The organism is Hyphobacterium marinum, assembly GCF_036330325.1.
GTDB classification, from domain to species: Bacteria; Pseudomonadota; Alphaproteobacteria; order Caulobacterales; family Maricaulaceae; genus Hyphobacterium; species Hyphobacterium marinum.
The window spans coordinates 264,925-280,515 of sequence record NZ_JAZDRO010000001.1; the positions used below are offsets into that span (position 1 = coordinate 264,925).

At 63.3% G+C, this 15,591-nt stretch carries 16 protein-coding genes; 7 read left to right on the top strand and 9 right to left on the bottom strand.

The window, feature by feature from the left end; all coding sequences use genetic code 11:
- Positions 1–8 precede the first annotated feature (8 nt).
- The gene (locus V0U35_RS01270) at positions 9–842 is read right to left on the bottom strand and encodes a GNAT family N-acetyltransferase (protein ID WP_330194831.1); all 834 of its coding nucleotides are present in this window, start codon (positions 840–842) and stop codon (positions 9–11) included.
- Positions 843–1,058: 216 nt separating this feature from the next.
- Here V0U35_RS01270 and V0U35_RS01275 point away from each other — a divergent pair, with 216 nt between their 5' ends.
- A complete protein-coding gene (locus V0U35_RS01275) occupies positions 1,059–1,610 on the top strand; it encodes an EF-hand domain-containing protein (RefSeq protein ID WP_330194832.1) in 552 nt (183 codons plus the stop codon).
- A 116-nt stretch (positions 1,611–1,726) separates the two neighbouring features.
- Here V0U35_RS01275 and V0U35_RS01280 read toward each other — a convergent pair whose 3' ends face one another.
- The 3 genes from V0U35_RS01280 to rlmN all read right to left on the bottom strand — a co-directional run bounded on the left by V0U35_RS01280 (position 1,727) and on the right by rlmN (position 5,295).
- Entirely contained in the window at positions 1,727–3,160 is a 1,434-nt protein-coding gene (locus V0U35_RS01280; protein WP_330194833.1) for a serine hydrolase domain-containing protein, read from the bottom strand.
- A 111-nt stretch (positions 3,161–3,271) separates the two neighbouring features.
- On the bottom strand, positions 3,272–4,147 hold the full coding sequence (locus V0U35_RS01285; protein WP_330194834.1) for a DUF2971 domain-containing protein: 876 nt from the start codon (positions 4,145–4,147) through the stop codon (positions 3,272–3,274).
- Entirely contained in the window at positions 4,144–5,295 is a 1,152-nt protein-coding gene (rlmN, locus tag V0U35_RS01290) for a dual-specificity RNA methyltransferase RlmN (protein ID WP_330194835.1), read from the bottom strand. The genes V0U35_RS01285 and rlmN overlap by 4 nt, the downstream gene beginning before the upstream one ends.
- 228 nt (positions 5,296–5,523) lie before the next feature.
- Between rlmN and V0U35_RS01295 the strand changes: the two genes are divergently transcribed.
- Entirely contained in the window at positions 5,524–6,261 is a 738-nt protein-coding gene (locus V0U35_RS01295; RefSeq protein ID WP_330194836.1) for a DUF6065 family protein, read from the top strand.
- A gap of 9 nt (positions 6,262–6,270) precedes the next feature.
- Here the strand turns inward: V0U35_RS01295 and V0U35_RS01300 are convergent, their stop codons facing one another.
- Positions 6,271–6,873, bottom strand: coding sequence for an invasion associated locus B family protein (locus V0U35_RS01300; RefSeq protein ID WP_330194837.1), 603 nt, complete (start codon positions 6,871–6,873; stop codon positions 6,271–6,273).
- Positions 6,874–6,951: 78 nt separating this feature from the next.
- Here V0U35_RS01300 and V0U35_RS01305 point away from each other — a divergent pair, with 78 nt between their 5' ends.
- Together V0U35_RS01305 and V0U35_RS01310 are read left to right on the top strand one after the other, a co-directional pair.
- Positions 6,952–7,521: a sigma-70 family RNA polymerase sigma factor gene (locus V0U35_RS01305; protein ID WP_330194838.1), complete on the top strand. Its 570-nt coding sequence runs from the start codon at positions 6,952–6,954 to the stop codon at positions 7,519–7,521.
- 69 nt (positions 7,522–7,590) lie between these two features.
- The gene (locus tag V0U35_RS01310; protein WP_330194839.1) at positions 7,591–8,274 is read left to right on the top strand and encodes a cupin domain-containing protein; all 684 of its coding nucleotides are present in this window, start codon (positions 7,591–7,593) and stop codon (positions 8,272–8,274) included.
- Between the two features lie 90 nt (positions 8,275–8,364).
- Here V0U35_RS01310 and V0U35_RS01315 read toward each other — a convergent pair whose 3' ends face one another.
- Together V0U35_RS01315 and V0U35_RS01320 are read right to left on the bottom strand one after the other, a co-directional pair.
- Positions 8,365–8,904: an RNA methyltransferase gene (locus V0U35_RS01315; protein ID WP_330194840.1), complete on the bottom strand. Its 540-nt coding sequence runs from the start codon at positions 8,902–8,904 to the stop codon at positions 8,365–8,367.
- On the bottom strand, positions 8,901–9,773 hold the full coding sequence (locus tag V0U35_RS01320) for an isoaspartyl peptidase/L-asparaginase family protein (protein ID WP_330194841.1): 873 nt from the start codon (positions 9,771–9,773) through the stop codon (positions 8,901–8,903). The genes V0U35_RS01315 and V0U35_RS01320 overlap by 4 nt, the downstream gene beginning before the upstream one ends.
- Positions 9,774–9,985: 212 nt before the next feature.
- On the opposite strand from V0U35_RS01320, the gene V0U35_RS01325 reads away from it, so the two are divergent.
- Positions 9,986–10,765, top strand: a complete 780-nt coding sequence (locus V0U35_RS01325) for an SDR family NAD(P)-dependent oxidoreductase (RefSeq protein ID WP_330194842.1) — start codon at positions 9,986–9,988, stop codon at positions 10,763–10,765.
- Between the two features lie 156 nt (positions 10,766–10,921).
- The gene (locus V0U35_RS01330; protein ID WP_330194843.1) at positions 10,922–13,171 is read left to right on the top strand and encodes a TonB-dependent receptor family protein; all 2,250 of its coding nucleotides are present in this window, start codon (positions 10,922–10,924) and stop codon (positions 13,169–13,171) included.
- Positions 13,172–13,180: 9 nt separating this feature from the next.
- Here V0U35_RS01330 and V0U35_RS01335 read toward each other — a convergent pair whose 3' ends face one another.
- Positions 13,181–13,723, bottom strand: a complete 543-nt coding sequence (locus tag V0U35_RS01335; protein WP_330194844.1) for a CC0125/CC1285 family lipoprotein — start codon at positions 13,721–13,723, stop codon at positions 13,181–13,183.
- A gap of 157 nt (positions 13,724–13,880) precedes the next feature.
- Here V0U35_RS01335 and V0U35_RS01340 point away from each other — a divergent pair, with 157 nt between their 5' ends.
- Positions 13,881–14,219 (top strand): hypothetical protein, encoded by a 339-nt coding sequence (locus V0U35_RS01340; protein ID WP_330194845.1) that lies wholly within the window; start codon positions 13,881–13,883, stop codon positions 14,217–14,219.
- Here the strand turns inward: V0U35_RS01340 and V0U35_RS01345 are convergent.
- Positions 14,216–15,514 (bottom strand): hypothetical protein, encoded by a 1,299-nt coding sequence (locus V0U35_RS01345; protein WP_330194846.1) that lies wholly within the window; start codon positions 15,512–15,514, stop codon positions 14,216–14,218. The genes V0U35_RS01340 and V0U35_RS01345 overlap by 4 nt on opposite strands.
- Positions 15,515–15,591: the final 77 nt, after the last annotated feature.

The window sequence follows — 15,591 nt, forward strand, 5'->3', positions numbered from 1 at the left end:
TGGCGAGATTATGGGCGCATCAGGCCGAAGATCAGCGAATCCCGGACACCGATATGGGTCTCCCACTCGCCGCGCAGATGGCCCTCGCGTTCAAATCCCAGCGCTTCGAGCAGGCGAATGGACGCAGCGTTGTCGATATCGGCATCCGCCCAGATGCGCCGGAACCCCCGCGTCTCGAAGCCGTGCCGGATCACGCGCGCCGCGGCTTCCCGCGCGAACCCTTTCCCGTGCGCATCGGGGCGCTGCATATAGCCCAGCTCGGCCGTGCCGGGTTTGCGGTCCATCAGGATTACCCAACCCAGCGCGTCATCGGGATCGGATTTCGGGGCGAAGACGAAGCATTGCACCCCCTCGCCATGGATATTCCACGAGAGATAGTCGCGAACCGCGTCGACGCTCTCCAGCGGGCCACTGGACCAGTAATGCATGTTGGCGGCATCGCTGAGCGCCGGGAAGAGCGGTCCGGCGTCTTCGGGACGCATCGCCCGGAGGATCAGGCGGCCGGTCTCGAGTTCCGGGACCGGGTGGGTCTTGCCGCGCTCGGCGAGCTCGTCATCGGTGAGGGTCAGCACAACCTCATCGAACCTTGTCTCGATGCAGTCCTGCATGGTCTTGAAACAGTCCATCGAGAAGAAGTCGTGGCTGTCGAAACAGGCCTTGCGTGCCGCCTCGTCCGGCCAGCGGGCATAGGACCAGAACTGGCCGTCTGACGCTCGGTGCAGGCGCGCGCCATAGGAGGCGCAGGTCTTGTGAATGAGCTTCGTGCCCTCAGTCCAGGCCGCGCGGAAGTCGTCCTCGCGGCCGGGCTTGATCTGCCAGCGATAGAGGACGGCTGCGCTCATGACGGGACCCCTTTTTAATGTCTGCGAGGAGACTAGGCAGACCCTCGCGATTTGAACACCGCCCGAGTGGTCAGCGGGTGGTCCGTTCCGGTGCGCCACGGAATCGCCCCGATTGCGCAGGGAACCGGTACGGGCCCTGGCGCGCTTTGATGTCCGTCTGCCGCCCCTTGCCCCTGTCTGACTACCGGCGGGGCGGCCCCACACGGAGTATGCACCATGAAACGCCTTCTCATGCTTACCGCCGCAACCCTGATCGGCACGGCGGCCGCCCAGGCCCAGAGCGCCATCGACATCGACACCGATCTTGATGGCACGGTCTCGCTGGCCGAAGCGCAGGCTGCGGACCCCGCGGTCACGCAGACGGATTTCGACCTGTATGATCTCGACGCCAATGGCGAATTGTCCGCGACTGAATACGCGGCCTGGAACGAGGACCGGACCAGCGCCACGATAGACGCCGAAATCGACACTGACGCATCTGTCGTGACCGAGGACGAGGCGATCACCACCGAGAGCGAGGTCTCGACCGACGCGGACGCGCCCCTCGATCCGACGCCGGTTGAAGACGGGATGACGGGCGAGAACAGCCCGCAGCCGGACCTGGATATCGAGAGCGACATCGATCTCGATATCGAACCGGTCGCGCCCGAACTCGAAGCGGACCCCGAGCCGGTTCTGGAACCGGACCTGACCACTGATCCGGATCCGGCCATCGAGATCGAGACGGACATCGAGACCGGCAACGAGGACGACGACGACCCGCAGTAAGCGGGCACTCGTCCTGGACAATCTGCACGATGGCACGGCGTGGCCGCTTCCCGAGAGAGGGAGCGTGCCCGCCGGTCAGACCCCGGCGCGTCTCCTCCCCTCGCGCCGGGGTTCTCTTATGGCCGGAAGCCGTATGTGCCCAGCGATATGGTTTCCACCCGCGCGGGCGCGTCGGCATCGGCCTCGAAACCGAGATGGATGGCGCGTTCACCGGTGTCACCTTCAAGAAAGACGAGCAGCCGGTCCCCGTCCTCGCGCCACGCAACGATATGGAACGGGCCGAAACGGTCGAATATTCCCCGGTAGAAGGCTGCGACATCGCGCATCTCGTTGCGTTCCTCGCCCGTCAGGGCGTCCGGGGTCAGCTCAACAAGGGCGGTATAGGCCCGTGTCTGGTCCTCCGCGTCACCGGCCTGCAGCGCCGCGATGAAGTCGAGCGCCGCGGGAAGAAAGGCCCGAGCGGGTATGGCCTCCGGCGTCTCCACGAACGTCCAGCCATCAGTCGTCGTCGGCCTATAGCGTTCACCGGTCTCGACCGGTGCGCCGAGACGGCCCGCCATGCGGCGGGTCAACGCAACCACTTCGCGCGGGTCTTCTGACAGCACATTGTTCAGAACGGCCACGGCGAAAACCGGCTCGCGCGAGATGATCCAGCCATTTGCAAAGCCGGGAACATGACCGCCCGCCTCTACAAAGGCGGGGTTCTCACCACCGGGCCTGCCGAACTGGGTGAAATATTCGTCCAGTGAGCCGGCTGAGAGGAAGCCGGGTACGACCAGCGCCTGGGAAGTCGTGGCGAGATCGCGCACCGAGACATGCATCCCGCCCGAGGCATAGCGCTGTTCGACGGGGTGGTCCGAAACCAGCTCCCGCCCGGTTTCAGCCAACACATAGCCTCCGGCGCGGCCCTCCTGACCGTCCGCCGGACCGCCATAGCCGGTATCGCGCAGCCCCAGCGGCTCGATGACGAGCTGCGACACGGCTTCGGCATAGGCGAGGCCGGTGACCGCTTCGATCACCGCGCCAAGATGGAAGTAGGAGAGGTTGGAGTAGCGCGTGCGTTCGCCTGGCCCGGTTTCGGGGCCCGGCTCGACGAGACCGTCCATGAAGGCGAGGCCCCGGCCTTCGCTATCCAATACGACGCCGTTGAGCGGATCGTCCGAAATTTCGCCGGGCAGGCCGGCAGAGAAGGTCAGCAACTGGCGCAGCGTAACGGCTTCAGCCCAGGCGGCGTTAAATCCGGGCCGGACTGAGGCGAGGCTCTGGTCGAGATCAAGCCGGCCCTCGTCAACGAGCCGCAGGATTGCAAGCTGAGTGAAGACCTTGGTCAGCGAGCCGGCGCGGAAGGCCGTTGCGCCTTCCGGGTCATGGCCGGGCGCAGGGTCGACATGCACCGGTCCGTCGCCGGTCCAGATCACGGCGTCTCCGCCAATACGGCCGTCGACGCGGGCATCGGTGATGTCGCGCGCGGCGTCGGTCACAGGGTCGCCGCAGGCGGACAGTATGAGGCAGGCTGCCAGAATTCCGAGTATGCGTGTGTGACCGCTCAAGCCTGTCCCTTCCGACCGATGCCGAAAGCGGTCAATAGCGCGGCGAGGGCTGGGTCGGCGTGAATTGACGATTAAATCGGCTTAATCGCCAGCGATACTGAACGGCTGAGGTCATACCCGTAACGGCAAGTCGACTTCCCGGATACGAACCCAATCAATTCCATGCCCTTTCAAAAAATCATCGAGTAAATCAACTTTAGCACCAGAATCGACATGAGGACCGACGATGATTTCACGAATCAAATCAACAACGCCACAACTACCAAACAATTCTAAAACTGGAATAACATTTCCATTAAAATTCTTTTGATGAAGATCTACTAGTTGGCGATTATTAAATATACCATAAGAAATACGAAATTCTGCTTCTTCCCGAAAAGCCGGGTGTTTAATTAGAGAAGCACATTTAATACCGGAAATAACAAAATTTTGAAACCAAGCCTCGTTTCTGATAGGGTCAACATTATTATTAATTATTGAGTGTACAATATTAGGAATAAAATGGTAAAAATTACTCAAATACGCGTGTGGAACCGTGCCATACGTGCAAAATTCTTCCATCGTCCACGCAAGCGCTGATTCAGTATTCGATATGAATCGATTGGTGTAATCGCCTGATCTTTCTATTATTGCTTCCTGGTCAAAACCAATAGCATACCCTCCAATTCCAGCATAATTTCTCCACTGAGATAGAATGCCATACTGTTTTTCTATATGATCATTGTGTGTACAAAATGATGTTGTAAAATTATGCGTAATTTTTTTTAATTCCGTCGAAAGGTATTCGAACAAAAGGGTTCTATATTTTTCTCCAATAAATAAGTTTTTTTCCGAAATAGATATAATGGTCTCTGAAAACAACCTCGAACCATAGTCAAACTCGGAAAGGTCATTCTTGTTTTTAAAGCTTGTCGCCCAGATTTTGTTGCTCTCAATGATACCTTTGAGCCCAATATCACTCGTGTAATGAAACAACAATTGGCTCATGTGGCGTCCTGCAGCTTCTTCCTTTCGCTCGCGCGCATTTTCTTGGATTCTGACCGCAGCTGGCCACAGGCGGCGAAAATGTCCCGGCCGCGCGGCGTGCGGATGGGGCTGGCATAGCCTGCCCGGTTCACCACTTCGGCGAAGGCCTCGATCGTCTCCCAGTCCGAGCATTCATACGGCGAATTCGGCCAGGGATTGAACGGGATGAGGTTGATCTTCGCGGGCACGCCCTTGAGGAGGCTCACCAGCGCGCGCGCCTCGGCGAGTGAGTCGTTCACGCCCTTCAGCATCACATATTCGAAGGTGACGCGGCGCGCATTGCCGAGGCCCGGATAGGCGCGGATCGCGTCCATCAGTTCGGCGAGCGGATATTTCTTGTTGAGCGGGACCAGCTCGTTGCGCAGATCGTCATTCGTCGCGTGCAGCGAAATGGCGAGCATGGACGCGGTGCGCTCGCCCAGCTCCCTGATTTTCGGCACCACGCCCGAGGTCGAGACGGTGATACGCCGCCGCCCGATCGAAATGCCGTCCCCGTCCGAAATCGTGTCGATCGCGTCGGAAACCGCGTCGAGGTTGTAGAGCGGCTCACCCATGCCCATGAAGACGATGTTGGTGATCTTGCGGTTCTCGTTCGAGGTCGGCCATTCGGCCAGATCGTCGCGCGCGACGATTACCTGGGCGGCGATTTCCTGGGCCGTCAGATTGCGCACCAGCGCCTGCGTACCGGTATGGCAGAAGGTGCAATTCAGTGTGCAGCCGACCTGGCTCGACACGCAGAGCGCACCCGATTTGCCGACATCGGGAATGAAGACGGTTTCGCATTCCACCCCGGGGGCGAGGCGGATGAGGTATTTGCGCGTGCCGTCGACCGAGACGAGGCGTTCAACGATTTCCGGGCGGTCGAGCGTGAAATGATCCTTCATCTGCTCGCGCAGGTCTTTGGACACATTGGTCATCGCGTCGAGATCAGTGACGCCAAAATGGTGCGCCCAGCGCCAGATCTGGTCGGCGCGCATCTTGGCCTTGCGCTCTTCAACCAAGCCCGAGCCGATCAGCGCATCGCGCAGGCGCGTGCGGTCCAGCCCGGCGAGCGATGGCCGGGGCGGGGCGGGGCGGTTGGCCGCAGAAAGATCAAGCGTCGTCGTCATGGCGGGCGTCATCTAATGCAAATCAGGCGATTTTGCGAGGGGCGGGGTGTTCGCGCCGCAAATCGGAGAGCCTGTCATCCCGGACGCGACGCGATCCGGGACCCGAAACCCAGGCGCTTCATGTTCAGGTCCCGCCTTGCCCCTACGGGTCAGCCGGGATGACATCAACGTCAGTGGAGTGACGCTCCACAGTTCACCTGCAACGCGGACGCCGCTAACTTCCTCCCCATGAAGCTGAAACTCTATCCCCTGACGACCGGCGAGATACCCGTCCGGCCGGCTGACCCCCGCCGCGACTGGATGGACAGCGCGCGTGAGGCCTTTCCCTATCGCTGCCTGCCACTGGCGCTCGCCAACCAGCACGGCTGGGAGTTTTTCACCCCGTTCGATTTCGAGGCGGAGTGGACTGGCGGCGTCCTGCCCCAGGACGTCATCGTCCGGTCCGAGACCCCAATTGCGCCGGGCGCGCCGGGTGCGCCGATGGCAAATTTCGGCGAAGGCGTTCTGACGTTCGAACTGTCGGTGATGCTGCGCACGCCGAAGGGCTGGAATATCTTCCTCACAGGCCCGCTGAACGGAGTGAAAGACGGGATTGCACCACTGTCGGGCGTGATCGAGACCGACTGGTCACCCTATACCTTCACCATGAACTGGCGCTTCACCCGGCCCGGCAAGGTCCGGTTTTCCGCCGGTGATGCTATCGCCACATTCTTCCCGGTGCGGCGCGACCTGTTCGAGTCCGTCGAGCCGGAAATCGGCAGCCTGCACGACGAGACCGACACCTATGAGCAATTCATGCTGTGGCGCGAGCAGCGCAGCGATTTCGCCCAGCGACTGGCGATGAAGGAGAGCGAGGCGGTCGGCGAGAAATGGCAGAAAACCTATTATCGCGGTCTCAACCCCGATGGCGGGAAAGGCCCGCCCGACCACAAAATCAAGTTGCGCGTCAAACCCTTCAAGCCATGACAGGACATGTCAGCAGAGGCTTTCGACACGCTCCAGCGCGGCCGTGACGCCGCTTAAGGAAAACTCATAGGCCGTGGCCGTGCCCCGCTGGGAGGTCGCTTCGACGCGCATGGTTGCACCCCGTCGCATGGCGCTGACGAGCCGTCTTTCGTCCTGGCGGTCCTCGATGAAGCCGTCGCTTTCTGTCACGAACATCGGGAAGCGGTCGGACCCGACCCGCGCGGTCGGCGGGCTGTCCGGACGCAGTACGTAGCCGGCGGCGAAGCGTGGCTGCTCCTCGGCCGCGCCGGACGCCCAGGTCGAGACGATGAAGAAAATCTCGCCATGGTCGACATTCGACGGGGTGGAATCGGTTGGCTGTGTCAGCGCGTAGCATACGAGGCCCCGGTCACTCTCCACGGTGAAGACATGCCAGTCGGAGAAACTGCCGCGTGAGGTCGGCGTCTGGGCCGAGGCTGCGGCTGTGATGGCGGTCGCGGACAAGGCGGCGGCAATTACAGTTCTGACGAGGATCATCGGTCTGGCAACTCGGCGGCTGGCGGGGATGGGCGTGTTGCGCCATCTCAACGCAGAATTCGCGGCGGATTCAAGGCGGAACATCTGGTCCGCCATTGATCTGACGCCCCCAAACAGGGTTCAATTCCGCTTCGCCGCTTTCCCTTTTCCGCGACAGGCCCGATACAGCGCTTCATGACAGGTCCGCCCGATACGCCCGACCGCGATGCGCTCAACGCTTGGGTCTCCGGCTGCGCGAACAAGGACCGTACAGCCTTTGCGCGGTTGTTCGCGCACTTTGCCCCGCGAATCAAAAACTATCTGAAACGGCTGGCGACCGATGATGCGGCGGCCGAGGACATGACACAGGAAGTCATGCTGACCATCTGGCGCAAGGCCGAACTGTTTGACCCGCGCCAGGCATCGGCCTCGACCTGGATTTTCCGGATTGCGCGCAACCGGCGCATAGACGCGGCCCGGCGCGCCGCCAAGCCGGCCCTCGACCCCGAAGAACCGCTGTTGCAGCCGACCGCTGAGACCGCGCCGGATGACGCCGCCCACGCCGGTGAGCGCGAGGCACGCGTGCGCGAGGCGCTGAAAGCCCTGCCCGGAGAACAGGTCGTGCTTTTGCGCCTGGCCTTCTTTGACGGGCTGTCACACACCGAAATCGCCGAGCGGGAGGGCTTGCCGCTGGGCACGGTCAAATCCCGCCTGAGGCTCGCATTCGACAAGTTGAGGGGAGGCCTTGATGCCGATGATATCTGATCGCGCACGCCGCCTTGATCTTTTATTTCGCTGCGCCATGTCCTCCCCCGCAAAGACGAGGACCGGGTCATGACGCGCCCGGACGTGCATATGGAACTGATCGAAGGACTTGCCGCGGGGCGTCTGTCCCCACCGCTCACCCTGCTGGCGCGCAGCTATGCCGAGGCCAATCCGGCCGCGGGTGACGCGCTGTCGCGCCTGGACTCCGCCGGGGCGGCCCTGCTCGAATCAGCGGAGCCGGCCGAGCTGGACGATGATGCGCTGGCGACGGCCCTGGCGATGATCGACGCGCTCGAAGCCGGGGCTGGAGAAGCAGGATCCGCTACCGCGCCCGATCGCCTGTCTGCCGCCGGCCGGGCCGCGGACATGAGCGCGGAGCTGATCCGCCTGCCGGACAGCCTGCGCGACCGGATTGTGGAATCCGGGGCTGACTGGCGCTTTGCCGCGCCGGGCGTGCGCCGCTTGGTGCTGGACGAAACCGGGGACGCCAAGGCGGAGCTGTTGCGCATCGAGCCCGGTCATGGCTCGCCCAGTCACACCCATACAGGCCGTGAATTTACGCTGGTCCTGACCGGTTCCTTCTTTGACGGCCACAACCGCTATCGCGCCGGAGAAGTCTGCGAGACGGGGCCGGAAACAACCCACCGTCCGATCGCCGACCCCGGCGAGGTCTGTTATGCGCTCGCCGTGACGGAAGGGTCGCTGAAATTCAAGGGCCCGTTGGGCGCGGTCCAGCGCCTGTTTGGCGGTTGATCTTCCCACCCCACCCCTACCCTCCCCTCAAGGGGAGGGAAAAATACGAATCTCCCTCCCCCTCGGGGGAGGGTTGGGGTGGGGGGCAATTCAACGCGACTTGGGCGCAGCCCAACCCTCCGCATCTCCCAGTTCCGGCCCGCCGGGCATGACCGGACGGTCGGGATAACCGCCCAGACAGATCGTGCGATCATAAAGCGTGAGCGCAGCGGCGACCGAGACATTGACGCAGAATTTGGTCGGGATGCGCACAACATGCTCGCAGCGCACCAGCATCTCCGGGGTCAGTGAGCCGCGCTCGCGGCCCAGCACATAGGCCGCTGCACGCGGATGGCGAAAGCTTGGCAGTTCGACCGCGTCATCGGTCAGCTCGATCCCGACCAGCGCACAGCCCTGCGGCAGCACCATGTCATCAAGACTGTCCCAGCCATAATAGGGCACATGATCAAGCGATTTCGCCGTATCGGAGCGGAAGACGTCGCGCGCCTTGTGATGGGCGTCGACGGTGAAGGCGAAGCTGGCCCCGAAGGCATGGGCGGTGCGCAGGATCGCACCGAGATTCATCGGCTTGGAAATTCCCTCGACGCCGACCCCAAAATAGCCGCGGACCGCCTTGACCGGGCGGGTCACGCCGCGCGCACTCCGGCCTCGATATGCCCGTCGGTGAAGACGGCGGCGAATTTCATGCCTTGCGAATTATAGGGGAAGGCGATGCGCCCGTCCGCGCCGACCGCGATGATGCCGCCGTCGCCGCCCAGGCGTTTGACGTCTTTCAGGGCATAGATCGCAGCTTCTTCCGGGCTTTCGTGCAGATAGCGAATGCGCGAGGCGACAGTACCGGCCGCCAGGGCGCGGATGAAATATTCGCCCTGGCCGGTACAGGAGACCGCGACATAGGAATCCGCCCAGGTCCCCGAACCGATGAGCGGGCAATCGCCGACCCGGCCCGGCGTCTTGTTGAGCGTTCCGCCCGTGGATGTTCCGGCCGCAAGCCGGCCCTGCGTATCCAGTGCGACGCACCCGACCGTACCGGTCGCGATGGCACGTCCGTCCGGCACGGCGGCCGGCTTGTAATAGTTCACGGGGTCGGACACTTCCTTCATGCCATGCTTGCGGGCGAGACGCGCTGCGCCATCGCCGGCGACTAGGACGTGCGGCGTGTTTTCCATCACGGTGCGGGCCGCTTCGATCGGATGGATGAAGCCTTCAATGGAGGCAACCGCCCCGGCCATGCGGGTCGGGCCGTCCATGATCGCGGCATCGAGTTCATAGCGGCCGTCGGAACTCGGCGACGAGCCCTTGCCCGCGACATAAAGCCCGGAGGCCTCGAGCGCCTTGATGATGTCGGTGACGACATCCATGGCGGACATGCCGTCCTTTAGAAGCGTGCGGCCGCGCTCGGCCAAGCCGCGCATGTGCTCGACCTCGCGGTCATAGCTGCGCTTGGCGAGCACACCGGCACCGCCGTGCAGGACGAGGGCTGTCTTTGACTGGGTCATGGCAGGACCATTGGACTCCGATAAGCGGCCGGGTAAATCCCGGCTCGCCTGATCGCTAGTCCCGGACGCGTCCGCGATCAAGCCTCCGTTCGCGCATACCGGCCCCGGCGCAACCGCTGGACCGTTTCCTTTTCGGGCCGTCCGGGCTATCCCGCAGGACAGGCCTGAAGCGCAGGCACACTGACCGAGACCTCGAGGGAGACATAGAGCCCATGAAACTGTCCAAGGATATCGCCGCCATCGTTACCGGAGGGGCCTCCGGCCTCGGTGAGGGAACCGCCCGCCGCCTGGCCGCCGATGGTGCGAAAGTCGCGCTGTTCGACCTCAATGCGGAACGCGGCGAAGCGGTCGCGAAAGAACTCGGCGGCGTCTTCTGCCAGGTCAATGTCGCCGATGCCGCCAGCGTCCAGGCCGGGTTCGAGAAGGCCCGCGCCGCCCACGGGCAGGAACGCATCATGGTCAATTGCGCCGGGATCGGCTGGGCGGAGAAAACCGCCCGGCGCTCCTCCTCCGGCGATATCGTCCGTCACCAGCTCGACAAGTTTGCCCTGGTCGTGAACATCAACCTCATCGGCTCGTTCAACTGCGCGGCCATTGCGGCAGAAGGCATGCTCTCGACCGACCCGATGGATGGCGGCGAGCGCGGCGTCATCATTCACACCGCCTCGGTCGCGGCGCAGGACGGCCAGATCGGCCAGGTCGCCTATTCGGCCTCGAAAGGCGGGATTTACGGCATGACCCTGCCCATGGCGCGCGACCTGGCGCGCGAAGGCGTTCGGGTGAACACCATCCTTCCCGGTTTCTTCGAGACCCCAATCTACGAACAGATGCCGCCGGAAGTGAAAACCAACCTGGCCAGCCATCTGCAATTCCCGCAGCGCTTCGGGACTCCGGCGGAATACGCTGACCTCGTCGCCTTCATGGTGACCAATGGCTATATCAATGCCGAATGCGTCCGCCTCGATGCGGGTGCCCGCATGCCCCCGAAATAGACGGGCCGCATGACCGGCTTTTCCCTTGCGCATCCGCGCAAGGGGCGCGGCACAACTGCAACAGCAACTGACAATCATTCTTAGAAGGATGGACTCGAGGTGGCCCCTCCGGTAAGTGCGTGCCATTCGCATTCTCATACCGGAGTTTCCCAGCCCATGCGTTCTGTCCTTTTGTCCGGTGCGGCCCTGGCCGTGCTGGCCGCCCCCGCCGGTGCCCAGCAAGCCGCCTCCACCAACTCCGCCGCGCCGCGCGAGGACACGATTGTTGTCATCGGTCTGTCGGGTACGCCGGGTGACGTGCCCGGCTCGGCCGAAGTGCTGACCGCTGCGGATCTGGACGTCCAGGACTATTCCGATATTACCCGCGCGCTGCGCGCCGTACCGGGCGTGAATATCCAGGAAGAGGACGGCTACGGGCTGCGTCCGAATATCGGTTTGCGCGGAACCGGCGTTGACCGTTCGGCCAGCATCACGCTGATGGAAGACGGCATCCTCATCGCTCCGGCCCCTTACGCCGCGCCGGAAGCCTATTATTTCCCGCATGCCGGCCGCATGGCCGGTATCGAGGTCATCAAGGGCGCGGCGGGCGTGCCTTACGGACCGCGCACCCAGGGTGGATCGGTCAATTTGTTGTCGACGCCGGTGCCTGACGCGCCGGGCGGCCAGGTCGATGTCTGGTTCGGTGATGAGAATACCCGCCGTGTCCATGCCTTTGCCGGCGGCATGCACGATGTCGGCACCGGTGTGCGCATTGGCGGGCTTCTGGAAGCCTTCACCGACTCCGCAGACGGCTTCAAGGATATTGACGGCCCGTCCGGTCAGGACAGCGGTTATGACATCGAGGACTATGTCGGCAAGCTGCGCCTCGAAATCGATGGCGGTGCGGTTAATCACAGCTTTGAACTGCGCGGCCAGTATTCCGATGAGCTCTCCAACGAGACCTATCTGGGGCTAACCGAAGCCGATTTCGCCGCCGACCCTTTCCGGCGCTATGCCGGCAGTGCGCTCGACCAGATGGACGCCGAACATTCGCTGTGGTCGCTGACCTACAATGCCCGCTTTGACGGCGGAACGCGCCTGGCGGTCGTGGGGTATCGCAGTGATTTCGCGCGCGACTGGTTCAAGCTTGACCGGGTTGACCCGGACGGGGCCGGACCGCTCGGCTCGGTGAGCATTTCCTCGCTTCTGGAAAATCCGGCAGGCAATGCGGCGGCCTTCCAGATCGTGCGCGGCGATGCCGGTTTCGTGTCCGCCGATGATGCGCTGATCGTCAAGCACAACAACCGCGAATACTATGCGCAAGGCCTCCAGGGCGAGCTCTCTGGTGAGGTTTCAATCGGCGGAACCGTCCACAACTGGCGCGTCGGCGCACGTCTCCACCATGACGAGATGGACCGCTATCAATGGGTCGAGCGCTTCCGCATGGACAATGGATCCATGGTGTTCACCAGCGCCAGTCTGCCGGGCAGCGATTCCAACCGGATCGATTCCGCTGACGCCGTGGCGATCTATATCCAGGACGAAATCATGACCGGGCGCTGGACCTTCGTTCCGGGTGTCCGGTTTGAAACGGTCGAGCTGCAGCGCGAGAACTGGGGCGGCGATCTGGCCCGTACCGGGGCCCCGACGGTGACGCAGAACACGGTCGACGCGATCATCCCCGGACTTGGCGTGCGCTATGACGTCAATGAGCGTCTTGCCGTCTTTGGCGGCGTGCATCGCGGTTTCGCCCCGCCCGCGCCTGGCTCGGTCACGCAGGAACCTGAAGACGCGATCAATTTCGAATTCGGTTCGCGATACGAGAACGGGTTCTGGTCGCTGGAAGCGGTCGGCTTCCACAACGCCTATACCAACCTCCTGGGCGCCTGCACCAATTCCACAGGCGGCGGCTGCACGATCGGGGCCCAGTTCGATGGTGGCGAGGTTGACGTAACCGGCCTCGAATTCGCCGTCGAAGCCGATCTTGGCGAAGCGGCCGATGCACCGGTCTCGATCCCGGTCCGACTGGCCTGGACGCACACCAATGCGGAATTCCAGACCGCCTTCAATTCCTCCTATGGCCCCTGGGGCAATGTCCAGGTCGGCGACGAACTGCCCTACATCCCGGAAAACCAGCTTTACGCCGCCATTGGCGTCGAGGCGGACCGGTTCGGCGGGCAAATCGCCGTCAGCTGGGTTGGCGAAACCCGCGCAACGGCTGGGCAGGGCGCGATTCCGGCTGGTCAGCTGATCGACAGCCACGCCGTCGCCGACGTGTCGGCCTGGTATGGCCTGACCGACGGCGTGCGCGCCCGGGTGTCGGTCCGCAACCTCACCGATGAGACCTATGCCGTCGCCCGCCGTCCGGCCGGGCTTCGCCCCGGCGCACCCCGCGCCGTCCTGTTCGGGATATCGGCGGAGTTCTGACCGGCCGGACTAGGCGTCAGGCGCGGGCCGGACGATGTCCGGGCCGAGATTTTCGAGCACGTCGCGTGCGTCAAAGGCCGCGCGTTCATCCGGGGCCGGGCCACGGCCAAGGACGATCTCGGCATTGGCTTCGTACCGCGTGACTTCGCGGTAGTGGCGCGGATTCCAGAACGGGTCGTCCCATCCGTACCAGCCATGGGCCGGGTGGTAGTATCTGTAATTGACGAAGAAGCCGCGCGCCCGCCACGGACCGTAATAGTCCGGCCCGGTGCCGTAGCGGCGGGTATCCTCGTCGGTCGCGCGTTCGGTCACCCAGAAATAGTCGTACCCGTTTTCCAGGGTGAGTTCGGCAGCGCGGTAGAGGAGGTAGGTCTCCACCGTGTCGCGGTCGGTCAGCGAATTGCCGGAGAAGGAAATCCGGTAGCGGTCATATTCGATCTGGCTCTGTTCAAAGCCATAGCCACCCGGTGTTCCGGCCTGTTGATAGGGGGTGGGCGAGGCACAGGCCGCGAGTGCGATCAGCGCCGCGCCGGCCACAAATGTCCTGGTCATGATCGGCGTGCTCCCTGTTTTGTGCCGTCCCTGCAACGGATACTATGCGCCTGTCGTTCCATTTTCACCAGTCAGGCGAACCCCGTCATTGTCCGTTCAGATTGAAGCGGGCATGGTGGCGGCCTGCAATCCATCCTTCCCACCGGAGTTTCTAGATATGGTCCGTATCCTTGTTGCCGCCCTCGCCCTTTCGGCGTTGCCCGCTGCCGCCCTTGCCGAAGATGCCGAAGACACAATGGTCGCGGCCTGCACCGAAGCCGGCAATGATGCCGGCGATTGCCGGTGTGCGGCGGAACTGATCGGCGACGAGCTGACCGATGCGGAAATGGACTTCATGATCGCCGCCATGGATGCCGGCGAGAATGACCCGAACGCGGTCATGGCCATCGCCGCCGAACACGAAATGACGATGGAAGACATCATGATGATGGGCCAGAAGATGCAGGCCCTCTCGCCGCGCATGCGCGACGAGTGCGGGATCGAGGACGCCAGCTAGTCCAGATCGATTTCCAGGACGGTGAGCGGGTCCGGCGTCTCCGTCGGGCCCGACCCGTCTTCGGGATATAGCGGCCAGGGTGAATTGGCGACCAGCCACACCCGGCCGTCATTGACGCTGATCAGCGTTGGCTCTCCGAAATCGCCGTGACCACGCAGCAGCGTTTCGGTCCCGGCGACCGAACGGCCATCCTCGCTGAGGTCAATGGCGAAGACCTGGTTCGGATTCATGCCGTTCCGGACGGCAATCAAGCGACCCTCGCGGGTATGGCCAAGACCGTCAATGCCAATCAGGCTTTCATCGCCCGCTGTCACGAGGCTTGCCGAGCCGTCGTCGAGACTGATCCGCCACAGACCCAGCGCATAATCCGCCGCGTAGAGTGCGCCGTGTGACAGGGCGATGCCCTGCAGACCGGCAAAGCGCGGATCGTCGCTCAACAGCTCGAACCCGTCCGACAGGCTGGAGAGCCGGTAGACGCGATTGGCCCCGGAATCGGATATGTAGACGTATCCGTCGCGCGCCACGACATCGGCGAAGCGGTCCGCGCCTTCGATTTCGAAGCGCCGGTAGAGATCGCCTGTCACAAGATCGAGTGCGACGATGGCCGTACCCCCCTCTTCGCCCTCGGCGAGACCGGTCTGGGGCAGGACGCCCGTCGTCGCCCACAGGAGGCGATTGACGCTGTCGACCGTCATTCCGAATACCGAGAGCAGCCCGTCCTCGCGGTCGGCAAAGACGCTCGCGCTTTCCCGGTCGAAGGGTTCAACCAGGTGGATGGCACGTCCGGTGACATCGGAAAGGAATATCCGGTCGGTCTCGATATCGACCGCCACGCCCTCGATCAGCGTGCCGCCCAGATCGACTCGCGCGGCGCGTTCGGCCTGCCCCACCGGGCTGGCATTGCGTGACAGCGCGGCATCAAGCGCGGCATAGCGGTCGGGCTGGGCCTCGCGCATCGCGGCGTCGGCCTCTCCCAGACGGGACAGGTCAAACGCCATGCCGCCCGCCGCATAGCGTTCCAGCGCGGTAAAGACGAGGTCCTGGTCGCCGCTGGTCAGGCCAATCTGGGCCAGGCCCAGCAGGTAGGACGGGTGGGCAGGCTTCAAGGCCAGCGCGGCCTCCATGGCCCGGCGCGCGCTTTCGGCATCGCCCGCGCCCAGCGCGCGGCGCGCTTCGCCCGCCAGCGCAGTGGCCGTGGCTTGCGGCGAGAAGGCAGCCTCATCGTCTTGTGCAAACGCGGGTGCGGCAGACACGGACAGGACACAGGCGGCCGAAGCCAGCAAATGGCGGATCATGGTGGGCTCCCCAAATTTGATTCCCTCAGGCGGGAGAGACTGGCCGCTTTGCCCGGAAATGGCGATTGACGATTTCG